We start from the raw sequence: 16,637 nt of genomic DNA on the forward strand, positions 1-16,637 counted from the left end.
TCGTTCCGTGTACTCGCCTGCGACCTAGTCGAGGTAGTCGCGCAGCACCTGCGAACGCGACGGGTGGCGCAGCTTCGACATGGTCTTGGACTCGATCTGACGGATGCGCTCACGCGTCACGCCGTAGACCTTGCCGATCTCGTCGAGCGTCTTCGGCTGTCCGTCAGTGAGACCGAAGCGCATGGAGACCACGCCGGCCTCACGCTCGGAGAGGGTGTCGAGCACCGAGTGCAGCTGCTCCTGGAGGAGCGTGAAGCTGACCGCGTCGGCCGGAACGACCGCCTCGGAGTCCTCGATCAGGTCACCGAACTCGCTGTCCCCGTCCTCACCCAGCGGGGTGTGCAGGGAGATCGGCTCGCGGCCGTACTTCTGGACCTCGATGACCTTCTCGGGGGTCATGTCGAGTTCCTTGGCCAGCTCCTCCGGGGTGGGCTCGCGGCCCAGGTCCTGGAGCATCTGGCGCTGCACCCGCGCGAGCTTGTTGATGACCTCGACCATGTGCACCGGGATACGAATGGTGCGGGCCTGGTCCGCCATGGCGCGGGTGATCGCCTGACGGATCCACCAGGTGGCGTACGTGGAGAACTTGTAGCCCTTGGTGTAGTCGAACTTCTCGACCGCGCGGATCAGACCGAGGTTGCCCTCCTGGATCAGGTCCAGGAAGAGCATGCCGCGGCCGGTGTACCGCTTGGCCAGCGAGACCACGAGACGGAGGTTGGCCTCCAGCAGGTGGTTCTTGGCGCGACGGCCGTCCTCGGCGATGATCTCCAGCTCGCGCTTGAGCTTCGGCGCGAGCTTGTCGGAGTTCGCCAGCTTGTCCTCGGCGAACAGGCCCGCCTCGATGCGCTTGGCGAGCTCGACCTCCTGCTCGGCGTTGAGGAGCGGGACCTTGCCGATCTGCTTCAGGTAGTCCTTGACCGGGTCGGCCGTGGCGCCGGCGACGGCGACCTGCTGCGCAGGTGCGTCGTCCTCGTCGTCGTCGGAGAGGACGAAGCCCTTGTTCTCGCCCTCGCCCTCCTCCTCGTCACCCTTGCCGGCCTTGACTTCCTCGGCGGCGTCGTCGCCGTCGAGGGCATCGTCGTCCTGCTTGCCGGCCTTCTTCGTCGCGGTCTTCTTGGCCGCCGTCTTCTTCACGGCGGTCTTCTTGGCAGCCGTCTTCTTGGCTGCCGCCTTCTTCGCAGGGGCGGCCGCGGTGGCGTCATCGGCCGCCACGTCCACGGTCTCGGCCGACGGGGCGGCGGTGGCCGCGACGGTACGCGTCACGGTCGTCTTGGCCGCGACAGACTTGGTGGCGGTGCGCTTGACCGGGCTCTTCGCTGCGACGCTCTTGCGGGCGCGCTTGGACGGCTCCGCGGCACTGACCATCAGCGTCACACCCTCTTCCTCGAGGATCTGGTTGAGGCTGCGCAGAACATTCTTCCACTGGGTTGGCGGAATCTGGTCAGCCTCGAAGGCCCGACGCACGTCATCGCCGGCGATCTGCCCATCAGCCTTTCCCCGCTCGATGAGCGCCATCACAGATTCGGACTCGGCGATCTCCGGCGGGAGCGTACGGGATGTGCTGGCCGACACGAACAACCTCTCGGAACGATGGAAACGGCTTCCGGTCCGGCCCAGGAGAGGGCTGAACCGACGACCGTCGGCTGGGAGTGTGCCGACGGCGCGGGCTATGCCTCGGAACTGCACAGCGCACTGAACGGCTGCTGTATTCCTTCCGCGGCGGTCACCTCTTAAGTCATCGCGCTGTTTCGAGGAGTGTTACGCCCAATCCGCGTGGCCCGAGTCACACCCCATTTCCGACGAACGCGACCAGGGGCAACATCCCCCCACAATTGTGCCGCCGGACCACGGGGGTCCGGCGACACCTGGCTCGTACGCCCTGCCCGCGCCGCGCTCAGTGCTCGCGCGGCGCCGGCACCACCCGCTCCGCATCGAGGGGGACCGCGAGCAGCTGGCGCATGGCCGTCTCGGCGCCCGCGGAGTCGCCGGACGCGAGGGCTTCGACGATCCGCGCGTGGTGGCCGAGCGACGCCTCATTGGGGCGGTCACAACCGGTCACCGGACCACCCGATACGTGCAGGGCGGCGGAAACGATGCCGGAGAGGTGCTCCAGCATGCGGTTGCCCGCGGCCTGGATGAGCAGGGCGTGGAACTCCGCGTCGGCCCGAGCGCAGGTGATCACGTCACCCTGCCCGAGCGCGTGCCCCATGATCTCGACCATGTCGGCGAGGCGCTGCTGAAGATCCTCACGGCCGTGGCCCGCGGCGAGGCTGGCGGCGAGCGGCTCGATCGTCCACCGGAGCTCGCTCAGCTCGCGGCGCTGGTCGTCGCGCTGCGGGCCGAAGGCGCGCCATTCGATGATGTCGGGGTCGAGCAGGTTCCAGTCACTGACGGGCCTGACCCGGGTACCCACATTGGGCCGGGCGCTGACCAGCCCCTTCGCCTCCAGCACGCGCAGCGACTCCCGCACGACGGTGCGCGAGACCTCGAAACGCTGACCGATCTCCTCCGGCACCAGGGGGCGGTCCGCGCCCAGATCCCCGGAAACGATCATCTGTCCGAGCTGCTGGACAAGTTGGCCGTGCAGGCCTCGGCCACGACTGGCCGATCCCCGTCGGCCCACCCTGCCGAGCTCGTTGTCGGGACCGCCCCAGGAACGAAGGGCGGCACGCTCGCCGGCCGGTGCCTCCGCATAGGGGTATCGGTCTAGTTCGCCCGAGCCGGCGAGGCCGGAGTCGGCAGTGCGGGCGGCGGTCATCATGGTGTGCGCAAGGGTACTCACGCATCCTTTGTCGGCGCGGCTCAGCCGCCCCTTGAGGTCTTTGGTGAAAAGCACACGAAAGGGTGATCGGTACCCGCTTCCCAATTGACGCCTTATCGGTACAAATAGGGCATTCCCAATGGAGTTGTGGGACTTTTGACGTTCCGGCGCCATCCTGCGATCACCAACGCACCCTGCCGCGAAGGCTCGTGAACAGATACGCGCAGATGAGGACCGACAACGACAGGGTCAATGCGGTCCCCACGGGGTGCGCCACGACCCGCATCGCGGCCAGCGCCCACCGGTCCGTCTCGTGCGGCCACCGCAGCCAGGCCAGGTCCCGCAGCCGGGCCGGGAGCCCGCTCATCGAACGGGCGGTCGGAGCCTTCGGCATCCACTGGACGAGCGGAACCATCAGCACCGGGACGGCGAGCACCGCGGCCACACCCGCCGCCGTCACCCGGAACACCCCGGCGGCCAGTAGTCCGGCCCAGGCGCAGCCGACGGTCAGGCCGGACCAACTCACGGCCAGCGACATCGCATTCGGCGGGATCCGGATCAAGTCACCGCCGTACACGAGGCGAAGAGACATCGCGGAGGCCAGCACGACGAGCAGGGCGAGCAGCAGGGCGACGCCCGCGGACACCGCCAGCTTCGCGAGGAGCAGCCCCAGGCGGCGGGGTACGGTGCCGCGGCCGGCGGCGAGCGCGGGGTAGCGGAACTCGTCACCGGAGGAGAGCGCCCCGAGCAGCCCGGCACAGAGCGCGGCGGGCGGCAGCGGGAGCAGGGACGGCCAGGCGGCGAGCACGTTCGGCAGGGGCGTGCGGCCGTCGCGGGCGAGCAGTAGGGAGATTCCGGCCGAGGCGACCAGGGCGACGGCCATGATCAGGGTCGTGGTCCTGACCCCGAAGAGGCGGCGCAGTTCGTAACGCACCGGGCGCAGCGGACCGCGGGCGGGACGCCGCTTGATCGGCGGCGGAAGCTCGGGCCCGTCCGCACACCCGGCCGGTCGCGGTGCGGACGCGGCCCCCGCCCGCCTGGCTCCTGCCTCGTCGGCCCCTGCCCCCTGGCCACCGGCCCCGTCAGTACCGGTCGTGTCGGTACTGGTCTCGGGGGTGACACCTCCGGGAGCCGCGCGGTCGGCGACCGGGCGGGTGTCGCCGACCTCGCCGATCTCGTCGGCGAGCTGGTGAACGGGAAGCCCGTGCCGGAACGCCGTGTCGCCGATCTCCGCGCAGGTGCTGCCGTAGACGGAGAGGCGGCTGCCGCTCGCCTCGGTGACCACCTCGACGGAGCGCCGGGCCGCCCGTGCCTCGCGGCTGACGACCGCGGCGAGGCGGGCGGCGTGCGGGGTGCGGACCGCGACGCGGGGGCGGAGCCGGGTGCGTGCGAAGTCGGCGACGTCCTGGTCCGCGACGAGCCGTCCGCCGTCGATGGACACCACGTGCCCCGCCGACCGAGCGGCCTCCTTGGGATCACTGGTGGTGTACAGCACGACGCCGCCCCGGGCGGCGTGGGACCGCAGCACCCCGTGCAGCCAGTCGGCCTCCCGCGCGGCGAGCCCTTCCGTGGGTTCGTCGAGGATGAGCGCGTGCGGGTCGCCGAGCAGCGCGCAGGCGAGGGCCAGCCTGCGGTCCATGCCGTGGGAGAGCGAGGCGATGCGCTGATCCCCGAGCCCGGCGAGGCCTACGGTGTCGAGCAGTTCGTCGGCCCTGGACGCCGGTACGCCCGCCGCGGCGCAGAGCATCCGGAGCTGTCCCCTGGCGGTGCGGACCGGGTGGCCCGGCACGTCCCCGAGCAGCACCCCCACTTCGCGGGCGGGGTGTGCGACGCGGTGCAGCGCTCTGCCCCGGAAGTAGGTGATCCCCCGGCCCGCGTCGAGTTCGAGCATCAGCCGCAGGGCTGCGGTCTTGCCGGAGCCCGGTGCGCCCAGAAGGGCGGTGACGCAGCCGGAGCCGGCTTCGAACGTGAGGTCGTCCACGGCGGGCGGAAGACCGCGGTGGCGGGCGCTGGTGAGTCCGATGGCCTGGAGCATCGCTTCTCTCGCAGGAGGTGAGACCGCTCGACGGCAGTGGGTACCGCAGCAAGATAACCCGACATATACGACTTTTTGTGCAGCGCCGTATCCGTGGCGCTGCGGCCTCGCCCGCGCAGAACTGCGGCGGCTACGGCCCCCCCGGGCGCGCATCCAACGTACGAGTACGCAGCCGACGCACCGCACTGACGCCGACGCGACCGCCGAAGCGGGGTCAGACCTCGGGCCGGAGCATCGGCGGGTTGAGCACCGTGGCCGCGCCCGACCGGAAGAGCTGGGCCGGACGGCCGCCCTGTCTGGTGGTCGTGCCGCCGGAGGGCACCAGGAAGCCGGGAGTGCCCGTCACCTTGCGGTGGAAATTCCTCGGGTCGAGCACCACACCCCACACCGCTTCGTACACCCTGCGCAGCTCCCCGACCGTGAACGCCGGCGGGCAGAAGGCCGTGGCCAGCGAGGAGTACTCGATCTTGGAGCGGGCCCGCTCCACACCGTCGGCCAGGATCCGCGCGTGGTCGAAGGCCAAGGGCGCCCGGTGCTCGCCGTCGCGGCCGTACCCGCCCTCCGGTCCGAGCACGTCCTCGACGGGGGCCCAGCGCGCGCTGTTCGCGTCCCCGCCCGCCCGGGGAGCGGGCAGATCAGGGGCCAGCGCGAGGTGGGCGACGCTGACGACCCTCATCCGCGGATCGCGCCCGGGGTCCCCGTAGGTGGCGAGCTGTTCGAGATGGGCACCGTTCCCGACGGCCGGGACCGCCGGGTCGTGCGCTGACAGCCCCGTCTCCTCGACGAGCTCACGCGCCGCGGCGGCACCGAGGTCCTCATCGGCTCTGACGAAGCCGCCGGGCAGCGCCCACCTGCCCTGGAACGGCGACTCACCTCGGCGTACCACCAGCGCGCAGAGCGCATGACGGCGCACCGTGAGCACGACCAGGTCGACGGTGACAGCGAAGGGCGGAAAGGTCGACGGGTCGTAGGGCGGCATGTCGTGATCATAGTCGTCTGCCTGACGATAAACACTCCCTTCGTCGCGCTCTTCACCCGTCCCCGCACCATCGGTGTACAAAGCCGGAGGCGCGTGCCGTGACCCCTTTCACCGGCGGGTCCTGGTCCCCCGGCGGCCCAGGGTTCGCGGCTGTCCGGCGCGGCGCCTGCCGGTCGCCGCTCCGGGCCCGGCGGTACGCGGGTGTGTCCCGCGCCGCCCGGCCGCCCGCGCCCGCACGGAAGGGGTCCCCGCGGCCAGGCCCGTGCGGTGGCCGCGCCGCACCGTACGCGTGGTGCGCTCACCGCGCAGGCAGCGCCGCAGCGTCTCCGGATCGAGGCCCTGGTTGCACGCCTCGTGCAGGAGCTGGGCGAAGGTGTATCCGGGATCGAGCCGCAGGGCGAGGCCCAGCGCGACCCGTGCGGCCGGTTCGTCCCCGGTGGACCAGGCGACCCAGCCCGCCAGCGTGAGCGGGGCCGCCGCGTGCTCCTCGTACGGCGCGACACAACGGCGCGCCAGCGCCCGCCACAGCCTCAGCGCGGACTCCGCCTCGGGCCCTTCCATCCATTCCGCGGCCCTGTCGCGGGTCTCCCGGTCCTGAAGGCCGAGAATCAGCGCGGCGGCCTCCTCGTGACTGATCAGCCGGTCATCGTTGAGGTCGCAGAGCGAGGGCATCACCACCGGAGTCTCCCCAAGGCGTTTCATGAGCCGCCGGGCGAGCTCCACCGTCGAGCCGCCGACCTCCCTGCGGCCCTCCTCGTCGAGGAGCTTCGGCAGCAGCGTGGCCCCCGCGGAATCGAGCGCCTGCTGCTGCCCCGCACCCGCCGTGGCTGTCAGGGGCGCCAGCCTCGCCTCCATCTCACGCAGCGATCCCCGCACTTGAATGCCCGCGTAGGCCGCTGCCGCCGCCATCACCGAGGTGCCGGGCACGGCCAGCGGATTGCCGTCGACCGGGCAGCACCGGGCGTCGGGGCAGCAGTAGGACCAGTAGCGGCTGCCGGAGATACAGAGTGCTTCGAGCACGGGCACGTCCAGTGCGCCGCAGGCGGTGCGCAGCCGCTGGGCGAAGGGCCGCAGACGCTCCATGACCTGGCCGCCGGTCTCCCCCTCGGCCGGGTCCTGGCAGAGGAAGACGACGATGGCGTCGGGGCGGCCGCCGCGCCGCTCGCTCCCCTTGATCAGGCACTCCGCGAGCTGCTCTGCAACCGACGGCCACTCCTGCGCGGACTGCGGAATGCCGAGCCTGAGCCGGCCGCCGAAGCGGCCCCGGCCACCGTGCAGGGCGACCATGACCACGCTGTCGTTCGGATGGAACCCCATGAGGTACGGGAGGGCATCGGCCAGCTCGGCCGGGCCTCGCAGGGTGATCTGCTGCTCGTCGGACGGGCCGGTGGATTCGTGGTGCTGGTTCATGGCATGACCGTCTCGTGCCTGGCGAAAATCCGCGACCCCCTGTGGATAAGTTATCCACAGAGAGTCACATGACAGTCATGCTTTCGCACCGGTCGAGAGCAGCTCAGACGTGCCCGACGAGCCCCCGCAGCGGCCGGATCACCCCGTCGAGTCGATCTGCCGAATCCGCCCGTGCCGGGTCCGTCTATCCGGCCTATCCGGCTTGTGCGAGAACGAGGGGCAGCACTTGGTCGGCCCCGCTCTGGCGGAGGAGGCGTGCGCCGACGGCCAGGGTCCAGCCCGAGTCGGTGTAGTCGTCGACGAGCAGGACCGGGCCGGGGGTGGCGGCCAGGGCTGCCGCGAGTTCATCGGGCACGGTGAACGAGGCGGCCAGCGCCCTGAGCCGCTGGGCGGAGTTGCTGCGGTGGCCCGCGTACTCGTCGGCCTGCGGGGTGTAGGCCAGGCTGCCCAGCAGCGGGAGCCTGCCGACGCGGGCCAGGCCCTCCGCCACGGAGGAGACCAGCCGCGGGCGGGTGCGGGAGGGCATGGCGACGACGCCGACCGGCCGCGCCACCGCGTCGTCGGCGCCACTGGCCCAGCCGCCCGGTGAACGGGCCCAGTCGGCGACCACCGTCACGACGGCGGTCAGCACGTCGTCCGGGACCGGCCCGTCCGGTGCCTGCTCCGTCAGCAGGGGGCGCAGGCGGTTGCCCCAGCCGATGTCCGACAGCCTGCCGAGGGCCCGCCCCATGGCGGCCTGCTGGCCTGCGGGGATGCGGCCCTTGAGGTCGACTCCGACCGCCGCCATGCCCGTGGGCCACATGCGGCGCGGCTCCACCTCGACCCCTGGGCGGTCCAGCTCGCCGGCCGCTCCGGCAAGAGCGCCGGGTGAGACGGCGGTGTCGAGCCAGGGCCCTGCGCAGATGTCGCAGCGACCGCAGGGGGCTGCCTTCTCGTCGTCGAGCTGCCGCTGCAGGAACTCCATCCGGCACCCGGTGGTCGCCACGTAGTCCCGCATGGCCTGCTGCTCGGCCTTCCGCTGGCGTGCCACCCAGGCGTACCGCTCCGCGTCGTAGGTCCACGGCTGCCCGGTGGCCGTCCAGCCGCCCTTCACCCGCTTGACCGCGCCGTCCACGTCCAGGACCTTCAGCATCGACTCCAGCCGCGAGCGCCGGAGCTCCACCAACGGCTCCAGCGCCGGCAGCGACAGCGGCCGGCCGGCGTTCTCTAGTACGTCGAGCGTGCGTCGCACCTGCTCCTCGGGAGGGAAGCCCACCGAGGCGAAGTACGCCCAGATCGCCTCGTCCTCCCGGCCCGGAAGCAGGAGCACATCGGCATGGTCCACGCCACGCCCCGCGCGCCCGACCTGCTGGTAGTAGGCGATCGGGGAGGAGGGCGACCCGAGGTGCACCACGAATCCCAGGTCCGGCTTGTCGAACCCCATGCCCAGCGCGGACGTCGCCACCAGCGCCTTCACCCGGTTCGCCAGCAGGTCCTCCTCGGCCTGCAGCCGGTCGGCGTTCTCCGTCTTCCCCGTGTAGGAGGCCACCGGGTACCCGCACTGCCGCAGGAATGCCGCCACCTCCTCCGCCGCCGCCACTGTCAGCGTGTAGATGATCCCCGAGCCCTGGAAATCCCCCAGCCGCTCCCCCAGCCATGCCAGCCGGTGCGCCGCGTCCGGCAGCTCCAGCACGCCCAGCCGAAGGCTCTCCCGGTCCAGCGGCCCCCGCAGAACCAGGGCGTCCCCGCTCCCCGTGCCCAACTGCTCCGCCACGTCCGCTGTCACCCGGGCGTTCGCGGTCGCCGTCGTGGCAAGCACCGGCACGCCCTCCGGCAGCTCGGCGAGCATGGTGCGCAGGCGACGGTAGTCGGGCCGGAAGTCGTGCCCCCAGTCGGAGATACAGTGCGCCTCGTCGACCACCAGCAGGCCGGTCGTGGCCGCGAGCTTCGGCAGCACCTGATCGCGGAAATCAACAGAATTGAGACGTTCCGGGCTCACGAGGAGAACGTCGGTCTCGCCGCGCTCCACTTCCCCGTAGATCGTTTCCCACTCCTCCGGGTTGGCCGAGTTGATGGTGCGTGCCTGGATACCGGCACGTGCCGCCGACTCGACCTGGTTGCGCATCAGCGCCAGCAGCGGCGAAATGATCACCGTGGGGCCCGCGCCGCGCCGCCGCAACAGGGCTGTGGCCACGAAATAGACGGCCGACTTGCCCCACCCGGTCCGCTGCACGACCAGCGCACGGCGATGCTCCCGCACCAGAGCGGCCACCGCCTGCCACTGATCCTCGCGCAGCCGTGCCGTCCCCCCGGGGTCGCCGACGAGCTCAGCGAGGATGGCGTCGGCTTCAGTACGGAGCTCCAGGTTGTCCATGCCCCCATGCAACCCGATGGCACGGACAATCGACCACTTCACCCCGCGTGACAACCAACTCACCAGCCGCGCACGTACAGGCGCACCGCGATCCCCGGCGGCCCCGGAACAGCGAGCGTCAGAGCCATGACGGCCCGAGCTGCGGCAGGTCGGAGGGACGCCGTGTTTCCGCTGGTCCTCGCTGTTCAGGCGGGACAGATGGCGTCATCCGGGGCCCGATTGGGCAGGGATATCCGTGTCATTCCAGCTGATTACCGTCAGCTGCGCCAATTGCTCGTTGCCGCCTGCCGATACGCCAGGAAGAATTGGGCTCGCTCCCCGCACAGTTTCTTTCGCGGCCCGGAAGGGCTGTGCCGCGGCGCGCCCTCACCCGACCCTGCCCGCATCGTGGGCGCGTATGCGAAGGGAGGACCGTGACCTTCGGATTCGCTCCGTCCGCAGCCACTTCGATGTCGGCAGCCGCCGACTCCGCAAACCGCCTCGCCCGGATACTCGAACCGGCCGAGTGGGCCGCGGCGGGGATACCGCTGCTGCGCAACCCGCGCGAGGTCGTCAGCGGCCTGCACGCCAGGCACCGGCCGACTCCGGCGACCGCCGTCGTCGCCGTACTCGATCACGAGGAACGCCTGACGGCCAGCGCCTCGTTCGCCCGCCGCTCGGTGACGGCGGACGGCTGGGAATTCCGTAACTCACTGCTGGCGCATCTGCGCCGGGTCATCCCGCACGATCTCCGCCGCCGCACCCCTGTCCGTACCGCGGTGCTGCTCTACTGCCGCGAGGGCGACGAGCGCTGGACGGAGGAGGACGGGGCGTGGATGTGGGGGCTGCGGGACGCCTGCACCCTGCACGGCCTGCGGTGCGGCGCGTACATCACGCTGACCCGCGGCGGCTGGCAGGTGCTGGGCGAGGGCCGGGGCGGCCGTCGCCCCGGTTCCACCTCGCAGCCGGCCGCTCTCGCCGACACCGCGCAGGCCCAGGATCCGGCCCCGTCGCGCACCGGCGGCGGGGCGGCCCAGGCTCTGCACCGCAGCGCGGCACGCTGACCCCGGTCGTGGGCCCGGCCGCCCCTCGGGGCAGCCGGGTCACCACAGGCCGGCTCGCGCTGCGGTCAGACGCCCGCGCCGAGCACCGCGTTGACCGGCTGTGGGTCACCGCAGACGATCAGCAGGGCTCCGGCGTTCCGCTGTGCGGTGGACAGCGCGCGGGTGGCGGCGTCGTCCACGGCACCGTTGACCGCGATGATCACCACCGGCCGGGGCTTCACCCGGTCCGCGGCCGCGGCTCCGGCGAAGAACACGTCGTCGCCGGCTTCGTGTTGGGCCCAGTAGGCGTCCTCACCGAAGGACAGCTCGTGCGTCGCCCACGGGTGCTGCTCGCCCGTGGTGAGCACCAGGATGTCGCCGGGTGCCCGACCGGAGTCAAGCAGCAGGTCCACCGCCTCGTCGGCGGCGGCAAGCGCACCGTCGGCCGAGGCGGGGATCAGCTGGAGCTGCGGCGAGGAACGATTCTCCGGCGGAGCGGCCTGGGGCCGGCCGGAGGTGGGGTGCGGGCGCGGCGCCGGGGGCGTCGGCCTCGCGGGGCCGGGAACCGGACGACCGGGGCGCGGCGTGGCCGCTGTACGCGGACCGGGTACGGGACGAGGGGTCGACGCGGTGCGGCCGGTGGCCGAAGTCGCGCGGGGACCCTGGGCGCTCTCGTGAATCTGAGGCTCCTCGGGGATGAGAGGCATGGGTGATTGTCTATCAAACGCCGACGCACAAGACATCAGCGGGTGGGTACGTGTGTGCGATCAGAAGTCGAAGCCGAGCTGGCCCCCGCTTTCCAGTGCGGCCGCCTCGGCGGAGAAGCGGACCTTCTTGAGGTGCTGCCACCTGGGCAGCGCGTCGAGGTAGGACCACGAGAGGCGGTGGTGGGCCGTGGGGCCCCGCTCCTCCAGTGCGGCCCTGTGCACGGGGGACGGATAGCCGGCGTTGGCGCCGAACGCGAAGTCCTCGTACTCACCGGATTCCGCGCCGAGTTGGGCCATCACCGTGTCCCTGCGGACCTTCGCGATCACCGAGGCCGCCGCGACCGCCACGCAGGACTGGTCGCCCTTGATGACGGTACGGACCTGCCAGGGCGGGCCCAGGTAGTCGTGCTTGCCGTCGAGGATCACCGCGTCCGGACGTACCGGCAGCGCCTCCAGGGCGCGGACGGCCGCGAGCCGGAGAGCGGCGGTCATCCCGAGCTCGTCGATCTCCTGCGGCGAGGCGTCGCCGAGACCGTACGCGGTGACCCATCGCTCCAGGAGCGGCGCGAGTTCGGCGCGGCGCTTGGGGCTGATCAGTTTGGAGTCGGTGAGTCCCGCGGGCGGCTTACGGAGACCGGTGACGGCGGCACACACGGTGACCGGACCCGCCCACGCTCCGCGCCCGACCTCGTCGACACCGGCGACGGTCCTGGCACCGGTGGTGGCGCGCAGTGAGCGCTCGACGGTGTGCGTGGGTGGTTCATACGGCATGGCGCCAGCAAGCGTACGCCGATGCGGCCGCCGAGAACACCCCGGGGCACCTGCCGGCCGCCGCCGCCGTCCGGTACCGTGCCCCGGGACGGATCACGACGCCGCCGCCGGGAGGGGTACCTGACGGCGGACCCCGGTCGACCCCACGGCGCACCACTTGGGGCGCCCTGACCTCGACGCCCTGCAGAACGTGCTGGCCCACAGTCCGATCGAATCGGGCCTGGCGTTCCTGCCCGTAGCCGTCGCGATCGCCGTCGGGGCCGGCCTCTCGCAGCGGCTCCTCCCGGTGCTCGGACCGAAGCCCTTCATGGTCACCGGCTCGGCGCTCACCGGTGTGGGTCTCGGCTGGCTCACGCTCATATCCTCCGACAGCTCGTATCTTTCGGGGGTGCTGGGACCGATGCTGCTCTTCGGCGTCGGCATGGGGCTGAACTTCGTGACGCTCACCCTCACCGCGGTCTCCGGCGTCGCCCAGCACGAGGCGGGGGGCGGCGTCCAGCCTGCTCAACGCGAGCCAGCAGGTGGGCGGTTCACTGGGGCTCTCGATCCTGGTCACGGTCTTCGGCACGGCGAGCCGCAACGAGGCGGAGAAGCAGGTTCCGCAGTTCCTGGCGAAGGCGTCGCCCGAACAGAAGGCGGAGTTCGCCAGGAGCCGGGAACCGCCGGGATGCCGGGGGCACGAGGTGCTCGCCCACGGCATCTCCAGCGCGTTCATCGCGGCGGTGGCCATGGCGGCTCTCGCCCTGCTGACCGCGGCGCTGGTGATCCGGGTGCGCAAGAGCGATCTGGACGCGCTGAGCGGCAAGGCGTCGGCGGGAGGACCGGCCGTGTGACGCGCAGCCGGCCGGAGGGGCGGAGGGAAGCACGGGCCCCGTCCGTCCCTCCGTATGGATGCCGTGCGGAAGGGGCCTGTCCGGCTCCGATCCGCCGGACAGGCCCGCATCGGATCAGTACGGGTCGTACGGATCGTACGAGTCGCCTCCACCGCCGCCGCCTCGGCCGCTCTCCTCATCGCCCGACCCCACGCCCCGGCAGTTCCGCACCAGCGCACCGGGGTCCCAGTCACCGAGAATGTCCCGGGCCCGCGCCTCGCCCCAACTCGTCGCGTACCAAGGCGTGTCCGAGTTCCTGAGCGTCCGCTGGATCTCCTCAAGGGCGCAGGAGCGCAGCGGCTCGCTCAGGGTGTCCAGGGCGGGCACCGCGTCGGCGGAGAGGCCGCGGAGGTACTGGATGTCGATCGAGTGGCCCTGGCGGTAGCGGTGGACGTTCTGTTCCGCGATCAGGGCGTCCGGCGAGACCAGCCCGAAGGCCAGCACCCCGAGGGCGGCGCTCGCCGCGACGGCGCGCGGGAGCAGCTTGGCGCCGAACACCCCGGCCGCCATGATCAGTACGAGGACCACGCCCAGCCAGAGCTCCACCGCCGCCACGGAGATGCGCAGCCGGGTCAGACCGTAGGCATCGACGTACAGGTCCATGCGCCGCAGTGCGGAGGCGACGACGACGAGGGTCAGCAGGCACAGCGTGCCGAGCACGGCCCGCACGAGCGTACGGTCGCGTGCTCCGCCGCGAGGTGCCCAGCGCAGCGCGAGCGCGATGACGCCCAGCGTGAGCAGGGTGGCCCAGAGCAGTTGCCAGAAGCCCTCACGGGCGTACTGGGCGTACTGGTCACTGAGACCGGATTCGGTCATCACCTTGCCGTACCCGCCGAGCAGCACCGTGAGCTGGATGGCGAGGAAGACGGCGAAAAGCAGGTTCAGGACGATCAGCGGCAGGGCCCACTCCAGCCGCCCGCGTGCCGGGCCGGGAGGCACGGCCAGCGCGTCCCAGCCCACCGGTGCGGCGGCGGTGTACGCGGCGGCGAGCGCGCCCACGAGCCCGATCGCGCCGAGGAACAGCCGCCACGGGCCCTCGCCGACCGAAATGTCGGGGATCAGGCTGCCGAGCACATCGGCGAACGCGGCATCGGCGCTCGCGAAGAGCGCCCCGAACACGATGAGCAGCACGACCGCCGCGGCCGTGGAGCGGAACGCGACGCCCCAGCGGCCCCGGGAGCCGGCCATCCGGTCGCGTACGCCGTGGGCGCCCCAGCCCAGCGATCCGGCGACGGACGTCAGGAGCCCCAGCGAGCCGAGGAAGATCCCGAGCCAGCCCCGGCTGCCGTGCAGCGCGAGTGAGCCCACCGCCACGGCGGACACGATGGCGAGGAAGACCGGCCAGCCGGCGTCGCGGAGTGCCGGGACGATCAGGAGCGAGAGGCCGCCGACCGCCCAGACCGCGGTCCACGGGCGCAGCCGGCGGCCGGCCGCCCGTGCGGCGAAGTACGCCGCGAGTGCCGCGGGCACCGCCACGACGAGCAGGTTCGGGCCGATCCCGTCACCGAGCAGCAGGGCACTGAGCAGTGCGGTGGCCAGGACGGACCAGAGCGTGGCCGCAGGGATGCCCCCCGGCTCCGTGGGGCGGATCCGCGTGAGCTCCGAGGGCGTCCGCTCGGCGGTGGGCCCTCCGGGAGCGGGCGGCTGCTGCGGATGCGCCCGCTGCGCGTGTGCGGGCACCTTCGGAGGCTCCGGCACGGTGCCGCGCTCGTCCGGGACGGCGGGCTCCGGCGTACCGGACTGCGCGGGCATCCGCACGGGCTTGGACATCCGCACCTGGGCCGGCTCGGGCGTACGGGCCTCGGCCGCTCCGGGCGGATCCGCCTGCTCCGGCGGCCCCGGCGCGTGCTCAGGCCGGGGTGACTCTGATCTGTGATCGGACATGGGACCCCTCCCCACCGAGGTCCGCCCACGCGAGCCCTGGGCAGCGCGCGGCCCCCCGGCGTCTCATTCGGTGCGCGCCCGTCGTAATGATCACCGAGGGCGGCGTGGCCGAAAGAGTAACCCCGCGTTACCGGCGTCGGCCGAGCGCGGAAGCGCTGTGGCAGTACCGTGACACTCCGGTACGGCGTGCCGCCTTCGACGCGGCTTTCGCCACGTTTCCCGGTGGGGCAGCCCTCAGCGGGCGAGCCAGTCGGGGAGCTGCTCCGTCTTGGCCGTCCACTCCGCCGGTGGCGCTCCCGCCGTGCCCGCCGCGACCACTCCGCCGACGATCGCGCAGGTGGTGTCGACGTCTCCGCCTGCCTGCGCGGTCACCCAGAAGGCCTGCTCGAAGTCGCCGAGGCTGCGGGCCGCGGACCAGAGCGCGAACGGGACGGTGTCGTGCGCGCTGGTCCGACGGCCGTTGCCGAGGACCGCGGCGACCGTGCCGGCGTCGCTGTAGTCGAGCATGTCGCGGGCGCGGCGCAGTCCGGCACCGACCGCGCTGCGCGGTACGAGCGCGATGACTCCATCGAGGAGGTCCGCCGGCTTCGGCGGGCCGGTGGGCGACGCCGCGAGCGAGGCGGCCGCCGCCACGGCCATCGCGCCCACGACGGCTTCCCGGTGCTGGTGGGTCGGGTACGAGGAGATCTCGGCCTGGTGCGTGGCCTGCTCCGGGTCGTCCGCGTACCAGGCACCGAGCGGTGCGATGCGCATCGACGAGCCGTTGCCCCACGAACCCTGGCCGTTGAACAGCGCGGAGGCCAGCTCCCGCCAGTCCCCGCCCTCCCGGACCAGCCTGAGCAGGCGGTTCACCGCAGGGCCGTATCCCCGGTCGAAATCGTGGTGCACCGCGAAGGAGCGGGCGAGCGCGTCCTGGTCGACACGGTCGTGCTCCCGGAGCACGGACAGGACCGAACAGGCCATTTCCGTGTCGTCGGTCCACTGCCAGGGTCCCGGGGGCAGGGAGCGGTCCTTCAGCAGCGGATAGTTGGCGGGCACAAAGAACTGGGAGCCCAGGGCGTCTCCCACGGAGAGGCCGCGCAAGCTGGCAAGGGCGCGTTCGAAGCGCTGGTCGGAAGCGGAATGGGTCATCTCTTCCACTCTATCCGGTGATGCCGTACGGCTCAGGGGTACGCCAGCGCTCGAACGGCCGGTCAAGTGTGTAGCGCCCGTCCTTGCCGAGCACCAGCGTGCGGGACTCCCCGTTGCCCGGATTCGAGAGCGATTCGAATTCGGCCACGGACCAGTGGAACCAGCGCATGCAGAACAGCCGCATGGTCAGACCGTGCGTGACCAGCAGGACGTTCGGCGGGTGGTCCGGAGCCTCGAAACTCCGGTGCAGGCTCTCCAGGAAAGCTCCCACCCGGTCGTACACATCCGCCCCGGACTCGCCCTGCGCGAAGCGGTAGAAGAAGTGCCCGTAGGCATCCCGGTACGCCTTCTGCAGCTTGACGTCGTCCCGTTCCTGCCAGTTCCCCCAGTCCTGCTCGCGCAGCCGCGGCTCCTCCCGCACCCGCACACGTTCGAGGTCGAGGCCGAAGGACCTGAACGTCTCGTGCGTACGGCGGTAGGGCGAGACGTACACGCTGACCCGCTCGTCGCCGAAGAGGTCGCGCAGATGTACCCCCGTCTCGCGGGCCTGCCGCAGCCCTTTCGCGGTGAGCCTCAGCGCGTGGTCGGGCTCGTGCTCGTACACGGTGTCATCGACATTGCCCTCGGACTCGCCGTGGCGGACGAGGACGATGCGTTGCGGTCTTGCCATGTACCGACCCTAGATCGAGTCGCCACCATTCGAGCAATTGTC

12 protein-coding genes and 1 pseudogene are annotated in these 16,637 nt (G+C 71.8%); 2 read left to right on the forward strand and 11 right to left on the reverse strand.

Annotated elements, in window-relative coordinates:
- Positions 1–24: 24 nt before the first annotated feature.
- From ACIQM0_RS29050 to ACIQM0_RS29075, 6 genes are all read right to left on the reverse strand, one after another.
- Entirely contained in the window at positions 25–1,572 is a 1,548-nt protein-coding gene (locus tag ACIQM0_RS29050) for an RNA polymerase sigma factor (RefSeq protein WP_401292157.1), read from the reverse strand.
- A 322-nt stretch (positions 1,573–1,894) separates the two neighbouring features.
- A complete protein-coding gene (locus tag ACIQM0_RS29055) occupies positions 1,895–2,761 on the reverse strand; it encodes a FadR/GntR family transcriptional regulator (RefSeq protein WP_401292293.1) in 867 nt (288 codons plus the stop codon).
- Between the two features lie 181 nt (positions 2,762–2,942).
- Positions 2,943–4,796, reverse strand: coding sequence for an ATP-binding cassette domain-containing protein (locus ACIQM0_RS29060; RefSeq protein WP_401292160.1), 1,854 nt, complete (start codon positions 4,794–4,796; stop codon positions 2,943–2,945).
- 214 nt (positions 4,797–5,010) lie between these two features.
- Positions 5,011–5,775, reverse strand: a complete 765-nt coding sequence (locus ACIQM0_RS29065; protein ID WP_363026057.1) for an NUDIX domain-containing protein — start codon at positions 5,773–5,775, stop codon at positions 5,011–5,013.
- A 108-nt stretch (positions 5,776–5,883) separates the two neighbouring features.
- Positions 5,884–7,185: a DUF4192 domain-containing protein gene (locus ACIQM0_RS29070; protein WP_401292163.1), complete on the reverse strand. Its 1,302-nt coding sequence runs from the start codon at positions 7,183–7,185 to the stop codon at positions 5,884–5,886.
- A gap of 193 nt (positions 7,186–7,378) precedes the next feature.
- A complete protein-coding gene (locus ACIQM0_RS29075) occupies positions 7,379–9,538 on the reverse strand; it encodes a RecQ family ATP-dependent DNA helicase (protein ID WP_401292166.1) in 2,160 nt (719 codons plus the stop codon).
- Positions 9,539–9,951: 413 nt separating this feature from the next.
- Between ACIQM0_RS29075 and ACIQM0_RS29080 the strand changes: the two genes are divergently transcribed.
- The gene (locus tag ACIQM0_RS29080) at positions 9,952–10,581 is read left to right on the forward strand and encodes a hypothetical protein (RefSeq protein ID WP_401292168.1); all 630 of its coding nucleotides are present in this window, start codon (positions 9,952–9,954) and stop codon (positions 10,579–10,581) included.
- Between the two features lie 65 nt (positions 10,582–10,646).
- Here ACIQM0_RS29080 and ACIQM0_RS29085 read toward each other — a convergent pair whose 3' ends face one another.
- Together ACIQM0_RS29085 and ACIQM0_RS29090 are read right to left on the reverse strand one after the other, a co-directional pair.
- Positions 10,647–11,267 carry a hypothetical protein gene (locus tag ACIQM0_RS29085; RefSeq protein WP_401292169.1) on the reverse strand — a complete coding sequence of 207 codons (621 nt, stop codon included), beginning with the start codon at positions 11,265–11,267 and terminating at the stop codon, positions 10,647–10,649.
- Between the two features lie 60 nt (positions 11,268–11,327).
- The gene (locus tag ACIQM0_RS29090; protein ID WP_363026065.1) at positions 11,328–12,038 is read right to left on the reverse strand and encodes a ribonuclease HII; all 711 of its coding nucleotides are present in this window, start codon (positions 12,036–12,038) and stop codon (positions 11,328–11,330) included.
- Positions 12,039–12,219: 181 nt separating this feature from the next.
- Between ACIQM0_RS29090 and ACIQM0_RS29095 the strand changes: the two are divergent.
- Positions 12,220–12,871, forward strand: a pseudogene (locus tag ACIQM0_RS29095) (MFS transporter); the annotation flags it as partial.
- Positions 12,872–12,985: 114 nt separating this feature from the next.
- Here the strand turns inward: ACIQM0_RS29095 and ACIQM0_RS29100 are convergent.
- The 3 genes from ACIQM0_RS29100 to ACIQM0_RS29110 form a co-directional block, all read right to left on the reverse strand.
- Positions 12,986–14,794 (reverse strand): DUF4153 domain-containing protein, encoded by a 1,809-nt coding sequence (locus ACIQM0_RS29100; protein WP_401292171.1) that lies wholly within the window; start codon positions 14,792–14,794, stop codon positions 12,986–12,988.
- 234 nt (positions 14,795–15,028) lie between these two features.
- A complete protein-coding gene (locus ACIQM0_RS29105) occupies positions 15,029–15,925 on the reverse strand; it encodes an ADP-ribosylglycohydrolase family protein (protein ID WP_401292174.1) in 897 nt (298 codons plus the stop codon).
- Between the two features lie 10 nt (positions 15,926–15,935).
- Entirely contained in the window at positions 15,936–16,595 is a 660-nt protein-coding gene (locus ACIQM0_RS29110) for a histidine phosphatase family protein (RefSeq protein WP_401292177.1), read from the reverse strand.
- Positions 16,596–16,637 lie beyond the last annotated feature (42 nt).

Source organism: Streptomyces sp. NPDC091387, from assembly GCF_044756945.1.
Classification (GTDB): domain Bacteria; phylum Actinomycetota; class Actinomycetes; order Streptomycetales; family Streptomycetaceae; genus Streptomyces.

Bases quoted from the DNA above. Each gene is read 5' to 3' on its own strand.
- ACIQM0_RS29055 (WP_401292293.1), bottom strand. From the start codon at position 2,761: ATGATGACCGCCGCCCGCACTGCCGACTCCGGCCTCGCCGGCTCGGGC.
- ACIQM0_RS29060 (WP_401292160.1), bottom strand. From the start codon at position 4,796: ATGCTCCAGGCCATCGGACTCACCAGCGCCCGCCACCGCGGTCTTCCG.
- ACIQM0_RS29065 (WP_363026057.1), bottom strand. From the start codon at position 5,775: ATGCCGCCCTACGACCCGTCGACCTTTCCGCCCTTCGCTGTCACCGTC.
- ACIQM0_RS29070 (WP_401292163.1), bottom strand. From the start codon at position 7,185: ATGAACCAGCACCACGAATCCACCGGCCCGTCCGACGAGCAGCAGATC.
- ACIQM0_RS29075 (WP_401292166.1), bottom strand. From the start codon at position 9,538: ATGGACAACCTGGAGCTCCGTACTGAAGCCGACGCCATCCTCGCTGAG.
- ACIQM0_RS29085 (WP_401292169.1), bottom strand. From the start codon at position 11,267: ATGCCTCTCATCCCCGAGGAGCCTCAGATTCACGAGAGCGCCCAGGGT.
- ACIQM0_RS29090 (WP_363026065.1), bottom strand. From the start codon at position 12,038: ATGCCGTATGAACCACCCACGCACACCGTCGAGCGCTCACTGCGCGCC.
- ACIQM0_RS29100 (WP_401292171.1), bottom strand. From the start codon at position 14,794: ATGTCCGATCACAGATCAGAGTCACCCCGGCCTGAGCACGCGCCGGGG.
- ACIQM0_RS29105 (WP_401292174.1), bottom strand. From the start codon at position 15,925: ATGACCCATTCCGCTTCCGACCAGCGCTTCGAACGCGCCCTTGCCAGC.
- ACIQM0_RS29110 (WP_401292177.1), bottom strand. From the start codon at position 16,595: ATGGCAAGACCGCAACGCATCGTCCTCGTCCGCCACGGCGAGTCCGAG.